This is a genomic window from Collimonas sp. OK607, from assembly GCF_900111995.1.
Taxonomy (GTDB): Bacteria; Pseudomonadota; Gammaproteobacteria; order Burkholderiales; family Burkholderiaceae_D; genus Collimonas.
Genome location: NZ_FOKF01000063.1, coordinates 1 through 22,167 on the forward strand (window position 1 = coordinate 1; position 22,167 = coordinate 22,167).

The following is a 22,167-nucleotide window of genomic DNA, read 5'->3' on the forward strand; positions in this document are numbered from 1 at the left end:
CAGGTTACGCGCATCGTGGGCAACCAATACCGCCACTGCCAGCGAAGCGGTGCAACCGTTGATCAAGGCCGAGGCATCCTTGGCTTTCAGGTCGAACTTGACCGGACCGACGCCAGCCTTGGTGATCGCTTGCGGCGCGCTCATGCGCTGGCCTTGGTACATCACTTCAGCTTCATCAAAACCGGCAATCGCCGCCGCCAGGTAAGACAATGGCGCCAGATCGCCGGACGCGCCGACCGAACCTTTTTGCGGCATGATCGGATGGATCCCGGCATTCAGGAAAGCCAGCAGGCGGTCGACTACTTCGACCCGTGGCGCTGAATAGTTGCTGGCAAACGCATTGGCGCGCAACAGCATCGTGGCGCGGCTGACCTCTTCCGAGAACGGCTCACCGATACCGGCGCAATGGGCCTTGATCAGCTGGGTCTGGAACAACTCGATATGTTCGACCTTGATGCGGGTGTCTTTCAACAAGCCGACGCCGGTGTTGAAGCTGTACATCATCGGTGCTTCATCGTGCATCCAGGTCGATTCGATGTAGTCGCGGCTTTCTTTCAAGGCAGCGCGTGAAGAATCGGCCAGGGTTACTGGCAGGTGCGGCGCGCGGGCAACGTCGACTACTTGCTGCGCAGTCAGGTTGAAGCCATCTATTGTGATAGTTTGGGACATGAGTACTCCAGATTTTTCTTAAATGAGGTCAAGCGCAGAGGCCGATTGAGCGTGGTAAAACTGCTCAATCAGCTTCCGGCTTTCAGGATGATTTCCGACGTGCCTGACTTACTTGGCGCCGGAGGTATACCAGGTGCCGATCAGGGCGCGTTCTTCGTCCGTGATATGCGTCAGGTTAGCCAGCGGCATCGCCTTCAATTGCACCGCTTGCTGATAGATCTTGTCGGCGTGCTGACGGATCTGGTCCGCCGTCTGCAACATCACGCCGGCCGGTGCAGTAGCAAATCCTGGCTGGGTTGGCTGTGCCGAATGGCAGGTAGCGCAACGCTGGCCGATGATTTCCTGGATATGCGCCATATCGGCGGCCGGGGCCGCTGCTGCTGCAGTTGTTGCCGCTACCGTGGTGCCTGCTGCAACTGCAGCGTCTGCCTTGGCAACCGGCGCCACCGGCTGGATCGGCTTCGGTGCAATCGCAATCGCCACTGCCAGCAACAAGGCAACGCCGGCAATCGGATAACCGAGCGAAACGCGGCCGGCATGACGCAGGTTGAAGAAGTGACGGATCAACGCGCCGGCAGCAATAATCGCCGCCAGGATCAGCCAGCTATACGAATGGTTATAAGTCATGCCGTAGTGGTTGCTGATCATGATAAACAGCACTGGCAGCGTGAAGTAGTTGTTGTGCACGCTACGTTGCTTGGCCTTCTTGCCGTAGATCGGATCAGGCGATTTACCGACGCGCATCGCTTCCACCAGCTTGCGCTGCCCCGGAATGATCACCATCAGCACGTTACCCACCATCATGGTGCCGATCATGGCGCCGACATGGATATACGCAGCACGGCCGCTCAGCAAATGCGTCAGCACAAAGGCTGCGGCAACGATGAACAGATACATGACGATACCGAGCAAGCCATCACGTTTGCCCAGCGGCGAACGGCACAGCAAGTCGTAGACGGTCCAGCCCACCACCAGCGTGCCGAGGCCGACGCCGATTGCCTGCCAGGTATTCAGATCGGCCACATCCTTGTTGATCATCATGGCCGAAGCATTGAAGTAATAGACGATGAACAACATGGCAAAGCCGGACAGCCAGGTGGCGTACGCTTCCCATTTGAACCAATGCAAGTCGTCCGGCAATTCAGCCGGCGCAACCAGGTATTTTTGCGGATTGTAGAAGCCGCCGCCGTGCACCGCCCACAATTCTCCGGACACGCCCTTTTTGGCCAGATCGGATCCTGCCTTCGGCGGCCGGATCGAATTATCCAGCCAGACGAAATAGAAGGATGCGCCGATCCAGGCAATGCCCGTAATCAGATGCAACCAGCGGACCAGCAAATTGAGCCATTCGACTCCATACGAAACTAATAATGCATCCATGTCTTCCCCACGATTATCACTCGTTTGCCACTGCGGGCTCTGCAAACGAAAGAGGTACAACCTCCTACACGGCCGCGAACTATTTATAAAGTTTGTTTTATATCAGCTCCGCTACGACCAACATGATCGGATAAGCAAGATACTTGCCCACCTTTCATTTTCCTCTTCTTGCGCTCAGAAGTTAAAAGCGCGCCAGATTCACGCAAGATAAACGTATTGGGAATCTAAAACATGGATTTTCAGATATATTTGACATACTCATATCCATATAACAAAATGAACTGCAGATTACTAGGACTTACGCAAAACTGTTCCAGCAAGGCACGACGACGAAGACAGTACGAATGTACGGCTAGGAGGAGTAACGCCGCTGGGGCAGTTTTGCGTAAGTCCTACCTAAAAAAATTATTTGTCGGAGACAATATGGCCAAGCTGCCTGACCACCTGGATATTCACCTGATACGCATACTGTATCTGTTGCTATGCGAGAAGAATGTATCGCGTGTAGCCCTCAAACTCAATCAGCCGCAGCCGTCGATTTCGGCTTCGCTGCGCAAGCTGCGCGAACTCACCGGCGATCCCCTGCTGGTACGCGGCGCGCGCGGCATGGTGCCAACCCAGCATGGTGAAAGCCTGCTTAAGCCGGCCAAACGGATCCTGGAAGAAACCGAACGGCTGTTTGTCCAGAAAGCCACGTTCGTACCCCAGGCTGAAGCACGTACTTTCCATATTGCCGCACCAGATTACATGAATACGCCGTTCTTCCTGGAAGTCGTTGCGCGCTTGCGCCGCGAATCGCCGAAGAGCCGCATCGTGATTCATGCACTGGGGCCGGAAACCGATTATGTCCGGCTGCTGTCGGACGGCGACCTCGACCTGGTCATCGCCAATTGGGACGAACCGCCGCAACATCTGCATTTATCCAAACTGTTCGACGATCCTATCGTCTGCCTGATGCGCGCCGACAGCGCCTACGCCAAACGCACCGGGCCGGACCAGATGACGGTCGAAGACTATCTCTCGCTGCCGCACGTAGCGCCATGGCAAGTGCTGCCCGGTTATCACGGCATCATCGATTCCTTCCTCGACAGCCAGAACCTGAACCGCAACGTGGTGGTCGAATCCGCCTACTTCGGCATGCTGCCCTATATGGTTGCGCAAACCGACCTGGTGCTGACCACCGGCCGCCAGTTCGCCCGTTTTTATGAAAAGACCCTGTCGCTGAAAAGCTTCACCTTGCCGATCAAGTTTCCGCCGATGCGTTTTTATCAACTGTGGCATGAACGGGTGCATCAGGCAACTGAACACAAATGGCTGCGCGAACAAATCGGGATTGCTGCGAAGGCAATGATTGCCAAGTAAGCAGATAAACAATGAGAAAGACAGTGAGATAAAACAGTGAAATAAAGTGATGTTGCCCTACAGGAAACACATTAACTCATATATCCAAATACATAAATCAACTATCAGTCAGCAAATATATCGTCAGGGTCTGGGCCAAGTAGTATCGGGCAGTACAGGCCCTGTGTTTACCGCGGGTGACTTGTGAGGCTGTAGCGCATCAACCGGATCGGCAGGAGCTAAGTAACAAGCTAATAAAGGCCGGATTGATGTCGCCGCAAGCACTAAAATCATAATTAGCACCTAGGAGACACATGATGACCAGCACCACTGATCCAGTAGATGAAAGACTCCCCGTAGGTAAACTCGCTGCACTCGGCATGCAGCACGTGCTGGTGATGTACGCCGGCGCGATTGCCGTGCCGCTGATCATTGGCGGCGCGCTCAACCTGGCAAAAAGCGACATTGCATTCCTGATCAGCGCCGACCTGTTTTGCTGCGGCCTGGTGACCTTGATCCAAAGCCTCGGCTTCTGGAAATTCGGCATCAAGATGCCGGTAATGATGGGCGTCACCTTTGCCGCCGTCGGCCCGATGGTGGCGATGGCCGGCAACCCGCAACTGACTATCGTCCACATCTACGGTGCCGTGATCGTCTCCGGTATCTTCTGCGTTTTTGCCGCCCCATACATGAGCCGCCTGATGCGCTTCTTCCCGCCGGTCGTGACCGGCACGGTGATCAGCGTCATCGGCATTTCACTGATGGGCGTCGGCATCAACTGGGCGGCCGGCGGCCAACCGGTAATCGGCACCCTTGTCGATGGCGTCTTCACCAAAATCCCCAACCCTGACTACGGCTCGCCGACCAGCCTCGGCATCGCGCTGGTAGTGCTGGTATCGATCCTGCTGATCACCAAATACGTCAAAGGTTTCATCGCCAATATCTCGGTGTTGAGCGGTATGATCATCGGCTTCGCAATTGCCTTGGCAATGGGGAAAATCAGCTTTTACGGCCTCGGCGACGCCGAATGGTTTGCTTTCATCCGCCCGTTCCACTACGGCTGGCCGAAGTTCGACATCGGTTCGATTCTCAGCATGTGCCTGGTCATGATCGTGACCATGATCGAATCGACCGGGATGTTCATCGCCCTGGGTGAAATCGTCGGCAAGAAAATCGATGACAAGACCCTGGCGCGCGGTTTGCGCGTCGACGGCCTGGGTAGCGTGATCGGCGGTGTTTTCAATACTTTCCCTTACACCTCGTTCTCGCAGAATGTCGGCCTGGTCGGCGTTACCGGTGTGCGTAGCCGTTATGTCTGCGCCGCCGCCGGCGTGATCCTGATGCTGTTCGGGCTGTTTCCTAAAATGGCGCACGTGGCTGCCTCGATTCCGCAATTCGTGCTGGGCGGCGCCGGCATCGTCATGTTTGGCATGGTGGCGGCAACCGGCATCAAGATCTTGTCGGGCGTCGATTTCCAGCGCAACCGGAATAATCTGTTCATCGTCGCCGTGAGCTTCGGCGCCGGCATGATTCCTATCGTGGCGCCAACCTTTTTCGACAAGATGCCACTGTTCATGTCGACCATCCTGCATAGCGGCATCTTGCTGGCTTCCGCGATGGCGGTCCTGTTGAATCTGTTTTTCAACGGCAAGGGTTCCAATGAAGACAGCCGCTCGCATGCACTGGCGGCGGCACAAAGCTCCGATCATTAAAACTGTTTTTGAAGTAAATTGAAGTAAATTGACGTAAATATTATTGAAGTAGATGTGGGTCCAACCCGTATTTGAAACAGAAGCGATTTAATCAAGGATGAAGCGGGTCGGACCCGCCAATAGCACAAATGACAACATTAGAACAACTGAATAACAGCGATGTAACCGCCTTCGTTTCAACGCTGCATGGCATCTATGAGCATTCGCCATGGATCCCGGAGCGCGCCGCCGCGCAACGGCCGTTTGCCAACATCACCGCACTCAAGCAAGCGATGCAGGCAGTCGTCAGCAAGGCCACCCGGGAAGAACAACTGGGCCTGATCCGTGCCCACCCGGAGTTGGCCGGCAAGGCAGCCATTTCCGGCGAGCTGACGGTCGAATCGACCGGCGAGCAAGCCAAGGCTGGCCTCAATAATTGCAGCCCTGAAGAATTCGCCACACTGCAAAAACTGAACGCCGACTACAACACCAAATTCGGCTTCCCATTCATCCTCGCAGTCAAAGGCGCCGATGGCCAGGGGCTGTCGCGCCAAGCCATCATCGGCACCTTCAGCCGCCGCCTGAAAAACCAGTTCGACGACGAACTGGGAGAAGCGCTGCGCCAGATCGGCCGGATCGCCGAAATGCGCACCAACGACCTGCTCGGCTACACGCCGGAACTCGGCAAAACCATCATGCAATGGGCCGAACAGATCGGTGCCTGGAGCGATGACGAGACCGGCCTCACCTGCGCCTACATGACCGATGCACATCGGCGTACCGCGACACAGATTGCCGGCTGGATGCGCGAAGCCGGCATGCAAGCCGAGACCGACGCCGTCGGCAACGTGGTCGGCCGCTACCTGTCGGACAATCCGGCAGCCAAGACGCTGATGACCGGTTCGCATTACGACACCGTGCGCAATGGCGGCAAATACGATGGTCGCGAAGGTATCTTGCTGCCTATCGCTATCGTCAAGCACCTGCATGAGCGCGGCGAAAAATTGCCGTTCCATTTTGAAATCGTCGCGTTCTCCGAAGAGGAAGGAGTGCGTTTCAAGAGCACGTTCCTCGGCAGCAATGCCATCATCGGCCAGTTCAACCTGGAACTGCTGAACAATCTTGACCGCGACGGCATCAGCATGCGTGATGCGTTGCTGAAAGCCGGCCACGATCCTGCAGCGATTCCCGCCATCGCGCGCAACCCGGCCGATTTGCTAGGCTACGTCGAAGTGCATATCGAACAAGGACCGGTTCTGCTGCATCGCGACCTGCCGGTCGGCATTGTCACTTCGATTGCCGGCAGCTGCCGCTATATGGTGCAACTGAAAGGCGTCGCCAGCCACTCCGGCACCACGCCGATGTCGATGCGCAAAGACGCCGCCACCGCCGCCGCCGAAATCCTGCTGTATGTGGAACAGCGTTGCGCGCAAGACCAGCAAGCATCGCTGGTTGGCACCGTCGGCCAGTTGCAAGTGCCAAACGGTTCGACCAATGTGATCCCGGGTGCTTGCGTATTCTCGCTGGATATCCGTGCCGCCGACGACACCATCCGCGATGCCGCGGTGGCCGACGTGCTGGCACATATCGCAAAGGTTTGCGAACGCCGCTGCGTCGAAGCCAATGTCGAAAGAATGGTATCGGCGCCTGCCGCACCTTGCGCTTCGTGGCTGATGGACCAGTTGTCCGCAGCCACCGAACGGGCCGGTGTGCAGCCGTTCAAACTCGCTTCCGGCGCCGGTCATGACGCCATGACCATCGCTAAAATAACTGATGTCGCCATGCTGTTTACGCGTTGCGGCAACGGTGGCATCAGCCACAATCCATTGGAAACAATGACTGCGGACGATGCCGAAGTATCGGCGCAAATCTTGCTGGATTTCCTACGCCGCTTTACACCGAAACCTTAAGCCAGGGCTTGAACCAGCGTCTTTGGATTTAACGTAATGTCTAAAACCTTATTGATAAAAAATGCGCGCGTTGTAGTCACAATGGACCACGCGCGCCGTGAAATTGCCGGCGGCGCGGTGTTCATCCGCAACAACGTGATTGAACAGGTCGGCAACAGCGCCGACCTGCCGCAAACTGCCGACGAAGTCATCGACGCCAGTAATCATGTCGTCATCCCGGGCCTGGTGAATACCCATCACCATATGTACCAAAGCCTGACGCGCGTGATTCCGGCGGCGCAAAACGGCGAGCTGTTCAACTGGCTGACCAACCTGTATCCGATCTGGGCTAACCTGACGCCAGAGATGATCCAGGTCTCGACCTTGACCGCGATGGCCGAACTGATAATGTCAGGTTGCACCACCAGCAGCGATCACCTGTACATCTATCCGAACGGCTGCAAGCTGGACGATAGTATCGAAGCTGCGCAGAAAATCGGCATGCGCTTCCATGCTGCGCGCGGTTCGATGAGCGTCGGCCAGTCGAAAGGCGGCTTGCCGCCGGATCGCGTGGTGGAAGATGAAAAAGCCATCCTGCAAGATACGCAGCGCCTGATTGAAACTTATCACGACAGCAGCCGCCACGCGATGCAACGCATCGTGGTGGCGCCCTGCTCGCCGTTTTCGGTGTCTCGCGACTTGATGCGTGAATCGGCGAACCTGGCGCGTCATCATGGCGTTTCTCTGCATACGCATTTGGCGGAAAACGTCAACGACATCGCCTACAGCCGTGAGAAATTCAACATGACGCCGGCGGAATATGCGGAAGATTGCGGCTGGGTCGGCCACGATGTCTGGCATGCCCATTGCGTCCAGCTCGACGATGAAGGTATCTACATGTTCGCCCGCACCGGCACTGGCATCGCCCACTGCCCTTGCTCCAACATGCGGCTGGCCTCCGGCATCGCACCGATCCGCAAGATGGTCGATGCCGGCGTGCCGGTCGGTATCGGTGTCGACGGTTCGGCCTCCAACGACGGTGCCCATATGCTGGGTGAAGTGCGGCAAGCTATGCTGTTGCAGCGGGTCGGCTTCGGCCCCGACGCCATGACCGCAAGGCAGGCGCTGGAGCTGGCGACGTTGGGCGGCGCCAAGGTGCTCAACCGCGACGATATCGGCGCGCTGGAACCAGGCATGTCGGCCGATCTGGTCTTGTTCGACCTGAACCAGGTCAAGTTCGCGGGTGGCTGGCACGATCCGGTAGCGGCGTTGGTATTCTGCACGCCGTCTGATGTTGCCTACAGCATCATCAACGGCCGCGTAGTGGTGCGCAACGGCCAGTTCACCACGGTCGATCTCGGCAATGTGCTGGAGCGCCACAATAAACTGGCGCTGTCACTGGCTGAAGCTGCACGCTGATACGTAGTTCAGGCAGTATGAAGAATGGCCGCTGGGGCAGCAAGCAAGCGGCCATTTTTTTATCCATGACGATTTGTCAGGCGCCGATCAAGCCCTGGCCGCAAACGCGAATCGTGTCGCCGCTGATGCCGTATGCTCCGGGGGTGCATAGAAACGTAACCAGCTCTGCTACATCGCGCGGTTTGCCGCCCTGCTTTACCGAGTTCAGGCGACGGCCGATTTCGCGCGCCATGAATGGCATGTCCTGCGTCATCGCCGTTTCGATAAAGCCGGGGGCGACGGCATTGATGCCGATGCCGCGCGTGGCAAGCAGCGATGCCTGAGCTGCCACATAGCCGATCATGGCTGCTTTGGTTGCGGCATAGTTTGTCTGCCCGAAATTGCCTGCGACGCCGCTGATCGAGGACAGATAGACCATACGCGCGTCGTCACGCAAAACCTGTTCCGACAGCAGTACCTGATCGATAGCCATCACCGCGGAAAAATTGATGTCCACCACCTGATCCCAGGATTTCCCGGCCATCTTGGCGAGCGTCTTGTCGCGGGTAATACCGGCATTGTGAACCAGAATATCCAGGCCGCCGAACCGCTGCCTGAAAAAATCGGCCAGCTGCCGTGGTGCGTCGGGACTGGCAATATCCATCGCCAGCGGTTTTGCTCCGATCGCATTGCAGGTCTCTTGCAAGACCTGGCTTGCAGCCGGAACATCCAGGCATATCACCTGTGCGCCTTCCTGCACTAGCCGCTCCGCAGTCGCCCGGCCAATGCCGCGCGCACTTCCCGTGACCAGCGCAACCTTGCCTTTCAGCGCCTCGTGATACCGCAGCGCTGCCAGTGCCGGTGCGGTCACCCGCGATGTAACGTGAACTGCCTGTCCAGACACGTAGCTGGTCTGGATGCCGCAAAAGAAATGCACCACACCCTCAAGGCGATCGACCGCATCACGCGCAACATAGGCGAGATTAACGGTGGCGCCGCGTGGGCCCAGCTCTTTCGCCAACGAACGGCTGAAGCCCTCGATACCGCGCGCCGCCGCCGCGGCAACCGGGTCTTTGGCTTCAGCCGGCAGCCCTGCGACAATCAACACCCTGGCGTTACGCGCGATCCGACGCATCCATGGATGGAAGAAATCGTAGAGCGCCCGATAGTCCGACGGCGTGGTGCAGCCAGTCGCGTCCATGATCAGGATGTCAGGGCCGGGAGCGGCATTTTCGGGCAGGGTTTCCAGCGACACCGCTCCCGCATCCAGCGCGATTACCCATAGCCGGTCTATCGCGTAGCCATTGGGAGAACGGCCCAGCAGGACATTTTTCCGCGCCAATGGTTGCGCGGCATAAGGACCTTTGCTGCGAGCCAGTTCGACCGGCGCCGGCAATCCCAACAACTTCACCACGCCGGCGCCGATCGGACTGCCGGCCAATTTCATTAACAAGTCGGACATGAATGCTGATTTCCTTACTTTTCGTAGCCAGGCAACCGCTTTTGCTCGTTGACGTCAAACATCCTGTTTCTTAACTCTGCAATGGCGCCCGCGTCGCTGAGTTTACTGCGCTCGGCAAGATACGCGCCAATCCGGCTTTTCCAGGCCGCTTCGTCCTGATCCACTTCTGCCATCCGCGCTGCGGCTTCCGGTGACAAGGCTGCCGCGCGCATACGATAGATGTCGTCTTCGCTTGCTCCCTGCTGTCGCATCTTAGCTGCAGTATCCTCCAGCTTGACGATTTTCAGGGGCGCCTCCCGGGATTCCCGCAATGCGGCTGGCATGGCCGCGTCCAGTGCGGCTAGCTTTTCCTGCTTTTGCGGCGCACTCAGCGATTTATCCTGGGTGATTTCCATCCTTGCCAGTGTATCCGCGTCCTCGGTATCAACAAAGCCGAACATGCGTTTACTTTCGGCCGAACTGAAAAACCGGGCGCGCACCTCTTGCATTTTCTGCAGGCGGCCACGGATCGCCGCCAAGCCGTTTCCGGCCAGTTGCGGATCTTTATCCAACGCAACCAGAGCGGTTTTATAATCGATATAATTTCCCAACAGACGCTTGGCTTCAGTCGCAGCAAGCGGCTTCAGACGTCGGTCCAGTTCCTGTTCGATCTCCTTGCGGATGGCATACAGCGGCTTTTCACCCACCGCGCTCAGATAGTAATCAAACAGACTTACCAGCTGGGCGTCAGCGACCAGTACATCGCCGGCAATGACTTGAAGGTCACCGTCGGGATGCGTTCCCTGCAGTGAGCGCACGAATGGGAAAAGATCTGGTTGCGTAGCAATTTTCGGGACTGGCGGTTCCTCATGCGTCATCAGCATCGGAACAAAAATGGCGGCGGCCAAAGCCGCCGCCCCGACCCAGATAAATGGATGTCGGATTCCCATATTTACAGTCCCAGGCCTTTCAGGCGATTGGCTTGCTGGCGGTAGACCGTCTTCGGATTGGTTTCAAAAATATTCACCAGGCCGAGAAGCTGATTCACCTCGTCCAGATGATTCATGCCGTAATTGTCCCGGATCACCTGGCCAAGATGGCTGCTGCAACTACCTACCAAACCATCGTTTTTAGCTCCGCCATATGCCAGTGAAAGCAAACCCATGCTGGCGTCGCTCGGATCTAGCACATTAGTTAAAGGCTGACCGCCGCTCCATGAGAAATAGTACACGCCACCCACCTGGTAAGCGCCTTCGCCGCAAGCTGTCACTGGAACCCCTTCAGGATGTGCCAGATTGAATTTGGCCATGCCGGCGGTGGTGAGCGAGTCCAGGGCAGCTATCGAATTCTGCGGATCGCTGGGGCTACCTGACAATATCTCGATCAGCGTCGTAAAGCTGTTGACGACCGTTCCCAGCACAGCCTGGCTGAGCGAGCCCGGGGTCACTACTCCGCGCAAGACGTCAGCCACCGCTGCCCCCTTGTTCGGGCCGGCGACGCTGGTCACCGAAGCCACCAGCTGCGGAGCAACCGAGGCCACGTAGCGGATAGTCGGCCCGCCATGGCTGTGGCCGATCAGGTTGACCTTGGAGGCGCCGGTAGCGGCCAGGACTTGCTTGACATAAGTCAGCAACTGCTCGCCGCGTACTTCCGTGCTGTTGGCCGCCGATACTTCGGCTACGTAGACCTGTGCACCGTCAGCACGCAGCGCGTCTGGAATGCCGTAGAAATATTCAACCGGCCCGATCTTGTCGAAGCCGAACAAACCATGCACCAATATGATGGGATATTTGGTCTGGGTATAACCGGTTGCCCAGGCTGGGACCGGCAGGACGGCGATAGCAACCAGAGCGGCGCCAAGCCATTGCAGGAATTGCTTTTTCATTTTTTTATCTCCGAAATTTTTATGAACTCGTTACGGTGAAACCACGTTTTGGATTACCTGATGGATTTCTCCTTTCTATTGTCAGCATCCTCGGTTCCTGCCACTTCAACGAAGCACCGCTCTGCGGCGGCGTCCCATTTTTTACAAAAAAATATTGGCGATTAGTGACGGCTATTGGCGATTAAGCATCGCCAGCCGTTGCAAATCCGATGAACATTAACATAGGCAAGCCTATTCAAACATAGGGTTCCCTATTTTTATGCTGGCTTGTGGTTTTTTTGAGATTGGCATTTTTTACAACAAATATTCGTGTCGGCCGGTGAGATCCGCCAATCGAAAATAGTTGGGACGTGCGATTGAAACTGTGCGAAAGAAGACGTCCGGGACAACCTGCTATTGCGGTTCAGCCGGTAATTCTTCGGACAAGGCATGAACTATAATGAATCACCATCGCCAAGGAAGGAAACCGGAGTGCCGTCCGAGAAAATAAAACCCGCAAAATCCGCTAATCCCGCGGACCCAGCAAATCCCGAATCACCGCGCCGCGTGAAAGCAAAAAAAATCCTGGCCCCGGACGACTGGATCGATGCCGCAACCGAATTACTGATAAGTAAGAGCATTGATGCCGTGCGCGTTGAATCGCTGGCAAGAGAACTTGGTATTACGGTGGGAAGTTTCTACTATCACTTCAAGGATCGGAATGACCTGCTGTCGAAGCTGCTGAAAAGGTGGCATGAGAGGACCACTACGCAAGTCATCCGCACGTTCGAAGGACGCACATTTTCTGCGGACGATGTTCTTGACGAAGTCCTGGCGCTGCCTTTTCACGGCCTCACCGCACGACGCGCGGCGATGATCGAATTTGCCATCAGGGCATGGTCGCGGCGCGACGATATGGCGCGGCAGGCTGTGCGTGAAGTGGATCAGCAACGGCTGACCTATTACAGCCAGGGGTTTCAGGAAATGGGATTTGGTAAATCGGAGGCCAGCAACCGTGCTTTTACGCTATATAGCTTTCAGCTGGCACAGTCGTTGTTGTGGGATCTGAGTGACGATAAAGCCAGAAAAAAACAACTGAGCTTCACCAAAGAATTGCTGCTGACTCCGCGTCGGAAATAGAGCTCTTCCCGAAAACGCCATCACAAAAGAAAACGGCCACGCATCACGCCGTGGCCGTCGAATTTACAGGGTCGTGTTTTACTGCGGCCAGACTTCCGCAAGACGCAACAAATTGGTGCTGCCCGACTGCCCGAACGGCATGCCGGCGGTGATGGCGATCTGGTCCCCGGCCTTGGCAAAACCTTCCTTGACGGCGGTCTCGCAAGCGGCAGTTACCATCTCGCTCTCGTTATGCACCTGGTCGCTGATGGTCGAATGCACGCCCCACACCAGCGCCAGCCGGCGCGCTGTGGACAACTTCGGCGTAATGCTGAGAATCGGCGCCATCGGCCGCTCACGCGCTGCGCGCAAGCTGGTGTGGCCGGAACTGGTGTAGGTCACCGTCGCCTTGGCGCCGATGATGCGGGTGACATCGCGCAAGGCCGAGCAGATGGCGTCACTACGGTTCGACAACGGCGCTTCGTGCTGCGCGTCCAGCATGTTCTGGTACAAAGGATCACGTTCAACTTCGCTGATGATGCGATCCATCATCGCCACCGCCGGCAGCGGATAAGCGCCGCTGGCCGATTCGGCGGACAACATCACGGCATCGGCGCCGTCGTAGATGGCGCTGGCAACATCAGAGGTTTCAGCACGGGTCGGCACCGGCGAAGTGATCATCGATTCCAGCATCTGGGTTGCGATCACGACCGGCTTGCCGTGCTGGCGACAGACGCGCATGATGCGCTTTTGCACGCCAGGTACGCGTTCCGGCGGCAACTCGACGCCGAGGTCGCCACGGGCCACCATGATGGCGTCGGACACCTGGACGATCGCATCCAATTGATCCAGCGCTGCCGGCTTTTCCAGTTTCGACAAGATGCTGGCGCGATCGCCGATCAGGTCGCGTGCTTCCAATACGTCTTCCGGCCGTTGCACGAACGACAGTGCAATCCAGTCGACGCCCAGTTCCAGTGCGAATTTCAAATCGCGTTTGTCTTTTTCAGTCAGGGCCGGGATCGGCAATACCGCATCCGGCACGTTGACACCTTTGCGGTCCGACAGCGAACCGCTGTTGACCACGCGGGTGTGGATCGACTGACCATCGCAAGACAACACCTCCAGCCTTACCTTGCCATCATCCAGCAGCAAGGACTGGCCGCCGGCTATCACCGCGAATAATTCAGGATGCGGCAGGTAGACACGTTGATTATTGCCTGGCGTGTTGTCGCGGTCCAGCGTGAATTCCTGGCCGGCTTGCAGGGCTATCTTGCCATCGGTGAAGGTGCCGATGCGCAGCTTCGGTCCTTGCAGGTCGGCCAGGATGGCGATCGGGCGGCCAACGGTTTTCTCGACGGCGCGGACGATATCGTAACGCTCCTGATGATCAGCGTGACTACCGTGGCTGAAGTTGAAACGGAAAACATCGGCACCGGCTTCAAATAACGCCTGGATTGTTTTCTGGTCCGCACTGGCGGGACCGAGCGTGGCGACGATTTTTGCTTTGCGTTGGCGGCGCATGATGAGCTTTCTGTAGTAGATCGACCAACTGTCGACCAGTTGAGTGACAGGCGTCGGCCCGGAAAGGTGCCGACGCAGGAATAAATAATTGCAGGGAATTGCTGAAAACCCGATCCCGCTTGATCAGAGAATCACGATGGCGCGGAAATCGTTGACGTTGGTACGCGTCGGCCCGCTGACGACGAGATCGCCCAGCGCACTGAAGAAACCGTAGCCGTCGTTGTTGTCCAGCATGGCGCGCGGACGTAATCCCAGTTCCGCGGCCTTGCGCATCGAATCCGGCTGGTAGATGGCGCCGGCGTTGTCCTCGGAACCATCGATGCCGTCGGTATCGCAGGCAATTGCGTGGATATCGGGGAAGCCGTCCAGGGCATTCGCCAGGCTCAGCAGGAATTCTGCATTGCGGCCGCCGCGCCCTTTACCGCGCACGGTGACCGTGGTTTCGCCACCGGAAATGACGACGCACGGCTTGCTGAATGGTTGTCCACGCCGCGCGATCTGGCGCGCCAGCGCCGCATGCGCCAGGCCGATATCGCGTGCTTCGCCTTCCATTTCGTCGGACAGGATATACGGTGTCAAGCCGGCAGCGACAGCGGTCGCAGCTGCAGCTTCCAGAGCGTCTTGCGCGGTGGCGATCACATAGTGCTGGTTACGTTCCAGGCGCGGATCGCCGGGCTTGGGAGTTTCGCCTGCGCCGGATTCAAGATGCTTGCGAATGGCCTCAGGCGTGTCAATATTGTATTTGCGCAGCACTGCCAGGGCTTCGGCACAAGTGGTTGCATCTGGCAAGGTTGGACCGCTGGCGATGATGCCGGGATCGTCGCCCGGGATATCGGAAATCATCAGTGTCACGACTCGCGCCGGAGCACAGGCCAGCGCCAGACGGCCGCCTTTGATGGCAGACAGATGCTTGCGCACGCAATTCATTTCAAAAATATTGGCGCCGCTTTTCAGCAAGGCTTTGTTGATGGCTTGTTTCTGCTCAAGGGAAATACCTTCGGCCGGCAACGCCAGCAAGGCCGAGCCGCCGCCGGAAATCAGACACAGCACCAGATCGTCTGCAGTCAAGCCCTGGACCAGTTCCAGCATGCGGGCCGCCGCTTTGCGCCCGGCTTCATCCGGCACCGGATGAGAGGCCTCAACCACTTCGATCCGTTTGCAGTCGGCGCCGTGGGCGTAACGCGTCACCACCAAACCGGAGATATCGCCTTGCCAATGATCCTCTACCGCCTTGGCCATTGCTGCGGCGCCTTTACCGGCGCCGATCACCAGGGTCCGTCCCTTGCCTGACGGCGCCGGGATTTTGGCCAGGTATTCTGGCAGGCATTTGGCGGCGCTGACGGCGTCGACCGCGGCCTGGTACATGTCGAGGAGAAGCTGGCGGGGTTTGATGCTGTTGGCGGTAGTCATGCTGTGTACCTTGATAAATGCGCTTGATAAACGCGCTTGATATATGCGCTTGCTAGATGAAGCGAATTGTCTCTAAAAATTCTTGTATTTAATTTGGCGTTGCTACTGCAGGTTTACTTTTTAAAACGATAACAGATATTACGGGTCGAAGTGCAACGCATTCCGACCCGCAGTTTTAACTCAAGACAATATCTTACGCCTTGGCGATTTCATGGTTCGACATGATTTCAATCGCACGGCACAGCGCCGAGTGATCGAGGCCGCTCAAGCCGTTGGCTGCGCAGGAATTCATCAGTTCTTGCGCTACCGCGGTGTTCGGCAGCGATACGCCCAACGCCTTGGCGCCTTGCAAGGCCAGGTTCAAGTCCTTCTGATGCAGTTCGATGCGGAAGCCTGGGTTGAAAGTCCGTTTTACCATGCGTTCGCCATGCACTTCCAGGATCCGCGATGCAGCAAAGCCGCCCATCAGAGCCTGGCGTACACGCGCCGGATCTGCGCCTGCCTTGGAAGCAAACAGCAACGCTTCAGCTACGGCCTGGATATTCAGCGCCACAATGATCTGGTTCGCCACCTTAGTGGTTTGACCGTCGCCATTGCCGCCGACCAGGGTAATGTTCTTGCCCATCAGTTCGAACAAAGCCTTGGCATCGTTGAACGCGCCTTCGGAACCGCCGACCATGATCGTCAGCGATGCTGCCTTGGCGCCGACTTCGCCACCGGAGACCGGTGCATCCAGGTATTCGCAACCCAGGGCGTTGATCTTCTTGGCGAAACCCTTGGTAGCGATCGGCGAAATCGAGCTCATGTCGATCACGATCTTGCCGGCGGTCAGACCTTCGGCAACGCCCTTTTCGGCGAACAGCACTGCTTCAACGTGCGGGGTATCCGGCACCATGATGATGATGATGTCGGCGCGCTTGGCCACTTCAGCACCGGAAGTACAAACGGTTGCACCGCCGTCGATCAGCGCTGCCGGTGGATTCTTCTGGTCATGCAGATACAGCTTGTGGCCGCCGCGCTGCAGGTTTTCCGCCATTGGCGCGCCCATGATGCCGAGTCCGATAAAGCCAACTTTTGCCATGTTATTTCTCCGTAATTTTTAAAATATCTAGATCAGTCAAACGTCTGTCAAACGCCGTGCGCAGCGCGCCAGCCCAAACCTTCGACGGTGCCGGCCTTCGGCTTGTATTCGCAGCCGATCCAGCCGTCGTAGCCGATTTCATCGAGGAACTTGAACAGATAGTGATAATTGATTTCGCCTGTACCCGGCTCAAAACGACCCGGATTGTCCGCCAGCTGCACATGCTTGATTTGCGACAGGTTGGCCTTGATGGTGTTCGCCAGTTCGCCTTCCATGCGCTGCATGTGATAGATGTCGTATTGCACAAACAGGTTGCTGGAACCGGTAGCCTTGATCAACTCCAGCGCCTGATGCGTTCCGGTCAGGAAGAAGCCCGGAATATCGAAGCTGTTGATCGGTTCGATCAGCAAACGGATACCTGCAGCCTGCAACTTATCGGCAGCAAATTTCAGATTACTGATCACAGTGGCACGCGCCAGCTCAGCGCTAACGCCGGCAGGAACGATGCCGACCAGGCAGTTCAACTGCTTGACGTTCAACACCTTGGCATAGCGAATCGCATCGTCGACGCCTTGCTGGAATTCGCTGACGCGATCCGGGTGGCAAGCGATACCGCGCTCGCCGGCTTCCCAGTTACCCGCAGGCAGATTGTGCAAGACCAGCTCGAGGCCGTTAGTGCTCAATTTGTCAGCCAGTTGCTCAGCCCGGAACGCATACGGGAACAGGAATTCAACTCCCTTGAACCCGGCCTTGGCTGCAGCATCGAAGCGGTCCAGGAACGGCAGCTCGGTGAACAGCATGGTCAGGTTAGCGGCTAGTTTTGTCATGTCGTCTCTCCTGAAAATCAGTCCAGCAAGGAAACAGCGGTCGGTGCATGGCTGCGATGTGTTGCCAGTTCTTCGAACTCGTTGATGTTGTCGATCTCGGTGCCCATCGAAACGTTGGTGACACGTTCCAGGATGATTTCCACCACCACCGGCACGCGGAATTCCTTCATCCAGCGCTTGGCTTGTGCGAATGCATCCTGGATAGCGTTTGGATCGGTCACGCGGATTGCCTTGCAACCTAAACCTTCAACCACAGCGATGTGGTCGACGCCGTAGCCGTTGAGTTCTGGTGCATTGATGTTTTCAAATGCCAGTTGTACGCAATAGTCCATCTCGAAGCCGCGTTGCGCCTGACGGATCAGACCGAGGTATGAGTTGTTCACCACGACGTGCAGGTAAGGCAGGTTGAACTGCGCGCCTACCGCCAATTCTTCGATCATGAACTGGAAGTCGTAATCGCCCGAAATCGCCACCACGTCGCGCTTCGGATCGGCGACGCAAACACCCAGCGCTGCGGAAATAGTCCAGCCCAAAGGACCGGCCTGGCCGCAGTTGATCCAGTGACGAGCGTGGTACACGTGCAGGAATTGCGCGGCGGCGATTTGCGACAAGCCGATGGTGCTGACGTAGCAGGTATCGCGGCCGAAAGCCTTGTTCATTTCTTCGTAGACGCGTTGCGGCTTGACCGGCACGTTCTCGAAATGGGTGCGGCGCTGCATGGTGCGCTTGCGCTCCTGGCACTCGCCCAACCAGGCCGAACGGTCTGGCAATTTGCCGGCTGCTTTCAATTCTTTCGCGATTTCGACGAACAAGGTCAATGCTGCCTTGGCGTCCGACACGATGCCGTAGTCCGGACCGAACACGCGGCCGATCTGGGTTGGTTCGATATCGACGTGAACGAACTTGCGGCCCTTGGTGAATACTTCCACCGAACCGGTATGACGGTTAGCCCAACGATTGCCGATGCCGAGCACGAAATCGGATGCCAGCATGGTGGCGTTGCCGTAACGGTGGCTGGTTTGCAAACCGACCATGCCGGCCATTTGCGGATGATCGTCAGGGATTGCGCCCCAGGCCATCAAAGTCGGGATCACTGGCACGCCAGTCAATTCCGCGAATTCCACGGCCAGATCAGCAGCATCGGCATTGATCACGCCGCCGCCGATAGTCAGCAATGGACGCTCTGCTTCATTCAGCATGGTCAAGGCTTTTTCAATCTGTGCACGCGATGCGGTCGGCTTATAGACGGACAAAGGCTCATAAGTGTCCGGATCGAATTCGATCTCAGCCATTTGCACATCGAAAGGCATGTCGATCAAGACCGGGCCTGGACGGCCGGAACGCATGATGTGGAAAGCTTGCTGGAATACGCGTGGCAACAATGCCGGCTCACGTACCGTGACCGCCCATTTGGTGACTGGCTTGGCGATCGATTCGATATCGACAGCCTGGAAATCTTCCTTGTACAGGCGAGCACGCGGCGCCTGGCCGGTAATGCACAAGATCGGGATCGAATCAGCCTGGGCCGAATACAGACCAGTGATCATGTCGGTGCCGGCCGGGCCGGAAGTACCGATACAGATACCGATGTTGCCTGGATTGGCGCGGGTGTAGCCTTCAGCCATGTGCGATGCGCCTTCAACGTGGCGCGCCAGCACGTGCTCAATCCCGCCATGTCGTTTCATTGCAGAGTAGAACGGATTAATTGCGGCACCCGGCACGCCAAAGGCTTGGACACAGCCCTCTTTCGCCAAAACGTGCATTACTGCGTCTACTGCCTTCATCTTTGCCATGTTGCCTCCGAGTTACTAAATATGGGTTATTGCTATAAGGATCAAGAAATCGCTCGAGACTTCCGAGTGGATGAAGCACATCCTATAACCAAACATATTGTTTGATAAGAACACAAACAATCGCTGTATTCGATACATGAAGTATGGAATACTAGAAAAATGGCATAATGCAAATAACCAAGATGAATCACTAAGTTGAATAACAGGCAGGACGAGACATGGACAAACTCAAACAGATCGAAGCATTCGTCAGCGTGGTCGAGAAAGGCAGCCTGGCAGGCGCGGCGCTGGAACAAAACATTACTCCCGTGATGCTGGGACGGCGCATCGACGCGCTGGAAAAACGGCTGGGCACCAAGCTTATGCACCGCACCACCCGCCACCTCACATTGACCGAGCAAGGCACGGTATTTCTCGACCATTGCCGCAAACTGCTGACTGAGCTGGATATCGCCGAGAAGATCATTTCGGAAGGCCGGCACAAGGCCACCGGCCATCTGGTGGTATCGGCGCCGGCGGCGTTCGGCCGTAAACACGTGGCGCCGCACGCGCCCGCCTTCATCGCCACCAATCCTGAAGTACAGATTTCATTCAACCTGACCGACCGCGTGGTCGACCTGGTGCGCGAAGGTTACGACATCAGTATCCGCATCGGCGGCGCGATCGATCCGAATTTCGTTGCGGTCAAGCTGGCCAGCAACCGGCGCGTGGTGTGCGGCACGCCGGAATACTTTCATCGCAACGGCATTCCCAAAACACTGGAAGACATCGCCAGCCACAATTGCCTGTCCTTCAATCTGCAAGGCGGCCAGCAGCGCGGCTGGTATTTCCAGCAAGGCGGCAAGCCGGTAATCATCAAGACTGCTGGCAACCTGGATTGCAACGACGGTGAATTGCTGCATCGCTGGGTCAGTGAAGGTTTGGGGTTGGCATGGCGCTCGACCTGGGAAATCGAGTCGCAACTGGCATCGGGGGAATTGCTGACAGTGCTGGATGAATTTGCGCTGCCGCACTACGACATCATGGCGGTCTATCCGCAACAGCGCCATTTGCCGGCGAAGGTACGTTTCTTTATCGATCGCTTGAAGTCGATCTATGCGCAGCCGGATTATTGGAGCAAGGGCTGAAAAAAACTGAAAAATGCAGGTCGACGGATAAAAACGTCGCTTCCCTGAATTTCCTTGATGCAATCCGGAAACCGATTTCGCGCTAAGCTGTCGAATATAGTCAACCGAGCCAGCCCCGACAACGTTTTAGTGTGGTGTAACGCACATACGCAACACTACGAAGTACTACACTGACTACATTGAATATTCCAACTCATACTACGAGGCAGTTATGATCATCCGCAGAACATCTAAACAAGCCATGCTGGCTGCAGTCATTGGCGGCACGCTGCTGCTCGGCGGCTGTGCTGCGCCATATGGCGGACAAGGCTATGGCAACCAAGGTTACGCTAATCAGGGTTACGCCAATCCCCCGCAGCAAACTTATCCCGGTTACCAGCAAGGTTACCAACAACAAAACAACAGCAACTACGGCGTGGTCGACGCCATCGATGTGGTCAACACACCTAGCCAGGGCATAGGCGGTGCGGTTGTCGGCGGCGTGCTGGGCGGCGTAGTCGGCCATCAGGTCGGTCACGGCAGCGGCAATACCCTGGCCACTATCGCCGGCGTCGTCGGCGGTGCGGTAGTTGGTAATCAGCTTGAAGCCCGCAACAGCCCCGGCTCCACTTCCTACAACGTGCGCGTGCGCATGAACAACAACGGCTACCAGACCATCAGCGTCAGCAATCCAGGCGATCTGCGGGTTGGCGACCGGGTACGGGTTGATAACGGGCAGATTTCGCGCTACTGATACGGCGAAGCTGCGTACTTGATTAGTCCGTTTACATCCGGCATTTCGCCGGATGTCTAAAAACAAGGAGGCATCATGAACATGCAACTGAAACCGCTATGGCTGGCACTCTTTATCGCAGCTAACGCTTTTGCGCTACATGTCAACGCAGCTGAAGAAAACGTAGAACACAGGGATCCGCCGCGCTGGAAGATTGAAGACCGGACACCGCAAGCGCGTTTCCAGACCATGAAGAAAGAAAATACCAATGCCTATGCGCAGGCATTGAATGATTGCCGTGCAATGCGCGGCCGCGAAGCCGGCGACTGCAAGAAAGAAGCCCGCATGAATTTTGACCGTGACATGCAACATGCGCGCGAAATGACATCGCAACGACGTTGATGAGTAGGGTGGGCACGCCTTTGTGCCCACGCGTGAACTCACAACACGCACATACTCGTTGCCGTGCCACGAGGGTCCGCACTCCGGTTATCACGGTCCGCGTGGGCACAAAAGCGTGCCCACCCTACGAACAAAAACAAAAAGCCCGCTTGCGCGGTAATGCCGTTCAGTTAAGCAGGTTTTCGTAGAACGCGAGTAGCATAGCGCTGTGGTTTTGCCTTAACGGCCCGGTCGAATTTTCGATCGGGCCGTTCGTCATTGAGAAGGCTAACGAGCCTTTCACGGAGATGCTTCATCGAAGCGGGCAGCTTGCCGTAGGACCTGGTGACGGCGGCCCAGTGAAGCTCGAACTGGATCAAATGAAAGGCGCGGATGAAGCTTACTTGCGTGGGTTCACATTTGACCACCAATGCTGCCTTGGCAATCTCCAGGCGAATCATGTTGTAGGCGATCAGGGTGCCCCATATTTCCTGATATACGCCGTCCACGGTTTTTGAACGCA

At 56.8% G+C, this 22,167-nt stretch carries 18 protein-coding genes and 1 pseudogene; 8 read left to right on the forward strand and 11 right to left on the reverse strand.

Translation table 11 applies throughout. From position 1 onward, the window contains the following. Both BM029_RS24205 and BM029_RS24210 read right to left on the reverse strand, forming a co-directional pair. The coding region (locus tag BM029_RS24205) for an aromatic amino acid ammonia-lyase (RefSeq protein WP_139217335.1) at nt 1-669 on the reverse strand (669 nt) is incomplete at its 3' end. A gap of 108 nt (nt 670-777) precedes the next feature. Then, complete coding sequence (locus tag BM029_RS24210) at nt 778-2,049, reverse strand: urate hydroxylase PuuD (RefSeq protein ID WP_092440476.1); 1,272 nt, start codon at nt 2,047-2,049, stop codon at nt 778-780. A gap of 423 nt (nt 2,050-2,472) precedes the next feature. On the opposite strand from BM029_RS24210, the gene BM029_RS24215 reads away from it, so the two are divergent. The 4 genes from BM029_RS24215 to BM029_RS24230 all read left to right on the forward strand — a co-directional run bounded on the left by BM029_RS24215 (nt 2,473) and on the right by BM029_RS24230 (nt 8,389). Then, nucleotides 2,473-3,411: a LysR substrate-binding domain-containing protein gene (locus BM029_RS24215; protein ID WP_092415972.1), complete on the forward strand. Its 939-nt coding sequence runs from the start codon at nt 2,473-2,475 to the stop codon at nt 3,409-3,411. A gap of 296 nt (nt 3,412-3,707) precedes the next feature. Beyond that, nucleotides 3,708-5,102, forward strand: a complete 1,395-nt coding sequence (locus BM029_RS24220; protein ID WP_092440499.1) for a nucleobase:cation symporter-2 family protein — start codon at nt 3,708-3,710, stop codon at nt 5,100-5,102. A gap of 128 nt (nt 5,103-5,230) precedes the next feature. After that, on the forward strand, nt 5,231-6,991 hold the full coding sequence (locus tag BM029_RS24225; RefSeq protein WP_092440478.1) for an allantoate amidohydrolase: 1,761 nt from the start codon (nt 5,231-5,233) through the stop codon (nt 6,989-6,991). 36 nt (nt 6,992-7,027) lie between these two features. Further along, nucleotides 7,028-8,389 (forward strand): 8-oxoguanine deaminase, encoded by a 1,362-nt coding sequence (locus BM029_RS24230; protein WP_092440480.1) that lies wholly within the window; start codon nt 7,028-7,030, stop codon nt 8,387-8,389. 76 nt (nt 8,390-8,465) lie between these two features. On the opposite strand, the gene BM029_RS24235 is transcribed toward BM029_RS24230, so the two are convergent. Genes BM029_RS24235 through BM029_RS24245 form a run of 3 tightly spaced genes read right to left on the reverse strand, consistent with a single transcriptional unit; the run spans nt 8,466 to nt 11,694 of the window. Beyond that, complete coding sequence (locus tag BM029_RS24235) at nt 8,466-9,830, reverse strand: 3-oxoacyl-ACP reductase (protein ID WP_092440482.1); 1,365 nt, start codon at nt 9,828-9,830, stop codon at nt 8,466-8,468. A 14-nt stretch (nt 9,831-9,844) separates the two neighbouring features. Continuing rightward, nucleotides 9,845-10,717 carry a lipase secretion chaperone gene (locus BM029_RS24240; protein WP_244545209.1) on the reverse strand — a complete coding sequence of 291 codons (873 nt, stop codon included), beginning with the start codon at nt 10,715-10,717 and terminating at the stop codon, nt 9,845-9,847. A 44-nt stretch (nt 10,718-10,761) separates the two neighbouring features. Next, complete coding sequence (locus tag BM029_RS24245) at nt 10,762-11,694, reverse strand: esterase/lipase family protein (RefSeq protein WP_092440486.1); 933 nt, start codon at nt 11,692-11,694, stop codon at nt 10,762-10,764. Nucleotides 11,695-12,123: 429 nt separating this feature from the next. Here BM029_RS24245 and BM029_RS24250 point away from each other — a divergent pair, with 429 nt between their 5' ends. Then, nucleotides 12,124-12,813: a TetR/AcrR family transcriptional regulator gene (locus tag BM029_RS24250; protein WP_244545210.1), complete on the forward strand. Its 690-nt coding sequence runs from the start codon at nt 12,124-12,126 to the stop codon at nt 12,811-12,813. A gap of 78 nt (nt 12,814-12,891) precedes the next feature. Here BM029_RS24250 and pyk read toward each other — a convergent pair whose 3' ends face one another. From pyk to gcl, 5 genes are all read right to left on the reverse strand, one after another. After that, nucleotides 12,892-14,313 (reverse strand): pyruvate kinase, encoded by a 1,422-nt coding sequence (gene pyk, locus BM029_RS24255; protein ID WP_092440488.1) that lies wholly within the window; start codon nt 14,311-14,313, stop codon nt 12,892-12,894. Nucleotides 14,314-14,436: 123 nt separating this feature from the next. Then, nucleotides 14,437-15,723, reverse strand: a complete 1,287-nt coding sequence (locus BM029_RS24260) for a glycerate kinase type-2 family protein (RefSeq protein ID WP_092440490.1) — start codon at nt 15,721-15,723, stop codon at nt 14,437-14,439. Nucleotides 15,724-15,916: 193 nt separating this feature from the next. Continuing rightward, complete coding sequence (locus BM029_RS24265; protein ID WP_092353867.1) at nt 15,917-16,804, reverse strand: 2-hydroxy-3-oxopropionate reductase; 888 nt, start codon at nt 16,802-16,804, stop codon at nt 15,917-15,919. 47 nt (nt 16,805-16,851) lie between these two features. Next, nucleotides 16,852-17,631 carry a hydroxypyruvate isomerase gene (gene hyi / locus BM029_RS24270; RefSeq protein WP_092440492.1) on the reverse strand — a complete coding sequence of 260 codons (780 nt, stop codon included), beginning with the start codon at nt 17,629-17,631 and terminating at the stop codon, nt 16,852-16,854. Nucleotides 17,632-17,648: 17 nt separating this feature from the next. Continuing rightward, nucleotides 17,649-19,424, reverse strand: a complete 1,776-nt coding sequence (gene gcl / locus BM029_RS24275; protein ID WP_092440493.1) for a glyoxylate carboligase — start codon at nt 19,422-19,424, stop codon at nt 17,649-17,651. Nucleotides 19,425-19,642: 218 nt separating this feature from the next. On the opposite strand from gcl, the gene BM029_RS24280 reads away from it, so the two are divergent. From BM029_RS24280 to BM029_RS24290, 3 genes are all read left to right on the forward strand, one after another. Continuing rightward, nucleotides 19,643-20,551 carry a LysR family transcriptional regulator gene (locus BM029_RS24280; RefSeq protein WP_092440495.1) on the forward strand — a complete coding sequence of 303 codons (909 nt, stop codon included), beginning with the start codon at nt 19,643-19,645 and terminating at the stop codon, nt 20,549-20,551. 211 nt (nt 20,552-20,762) lie between these two features. Then, nucleotides 20,763-21,284, forward strand: coding sequence for a glycine zipper 2TM domain-containing protein (locus BM029_RS24285; protein WP_092440497.1), 522 nt, complete (start codon nt 20,763-20,765; stop codon nt 21,282-21,284). A gap of 75 nt (nt 21,285-21,359) precedes the next feature. Next, complete coding sequence (locus BM029_RS24290; RefSeq protein WP_092415984.1) at nt 21,360-21,665, forward strand: hypothetical protein; 306 nt, start codon at nt 21,360-21,362, stop codon at nt 21,663-21,665. Between the two features lie 170 nt (nt 21,666-21,835). Here the strand turns inward: BM029_RS24290 and BM029_RS24295 are convergent. Further along, nucleotides 21,836-22,167: pseudogene (locus BM029_RS24295) on the reverse strand (DDE transposase); the annotation flags it as partial.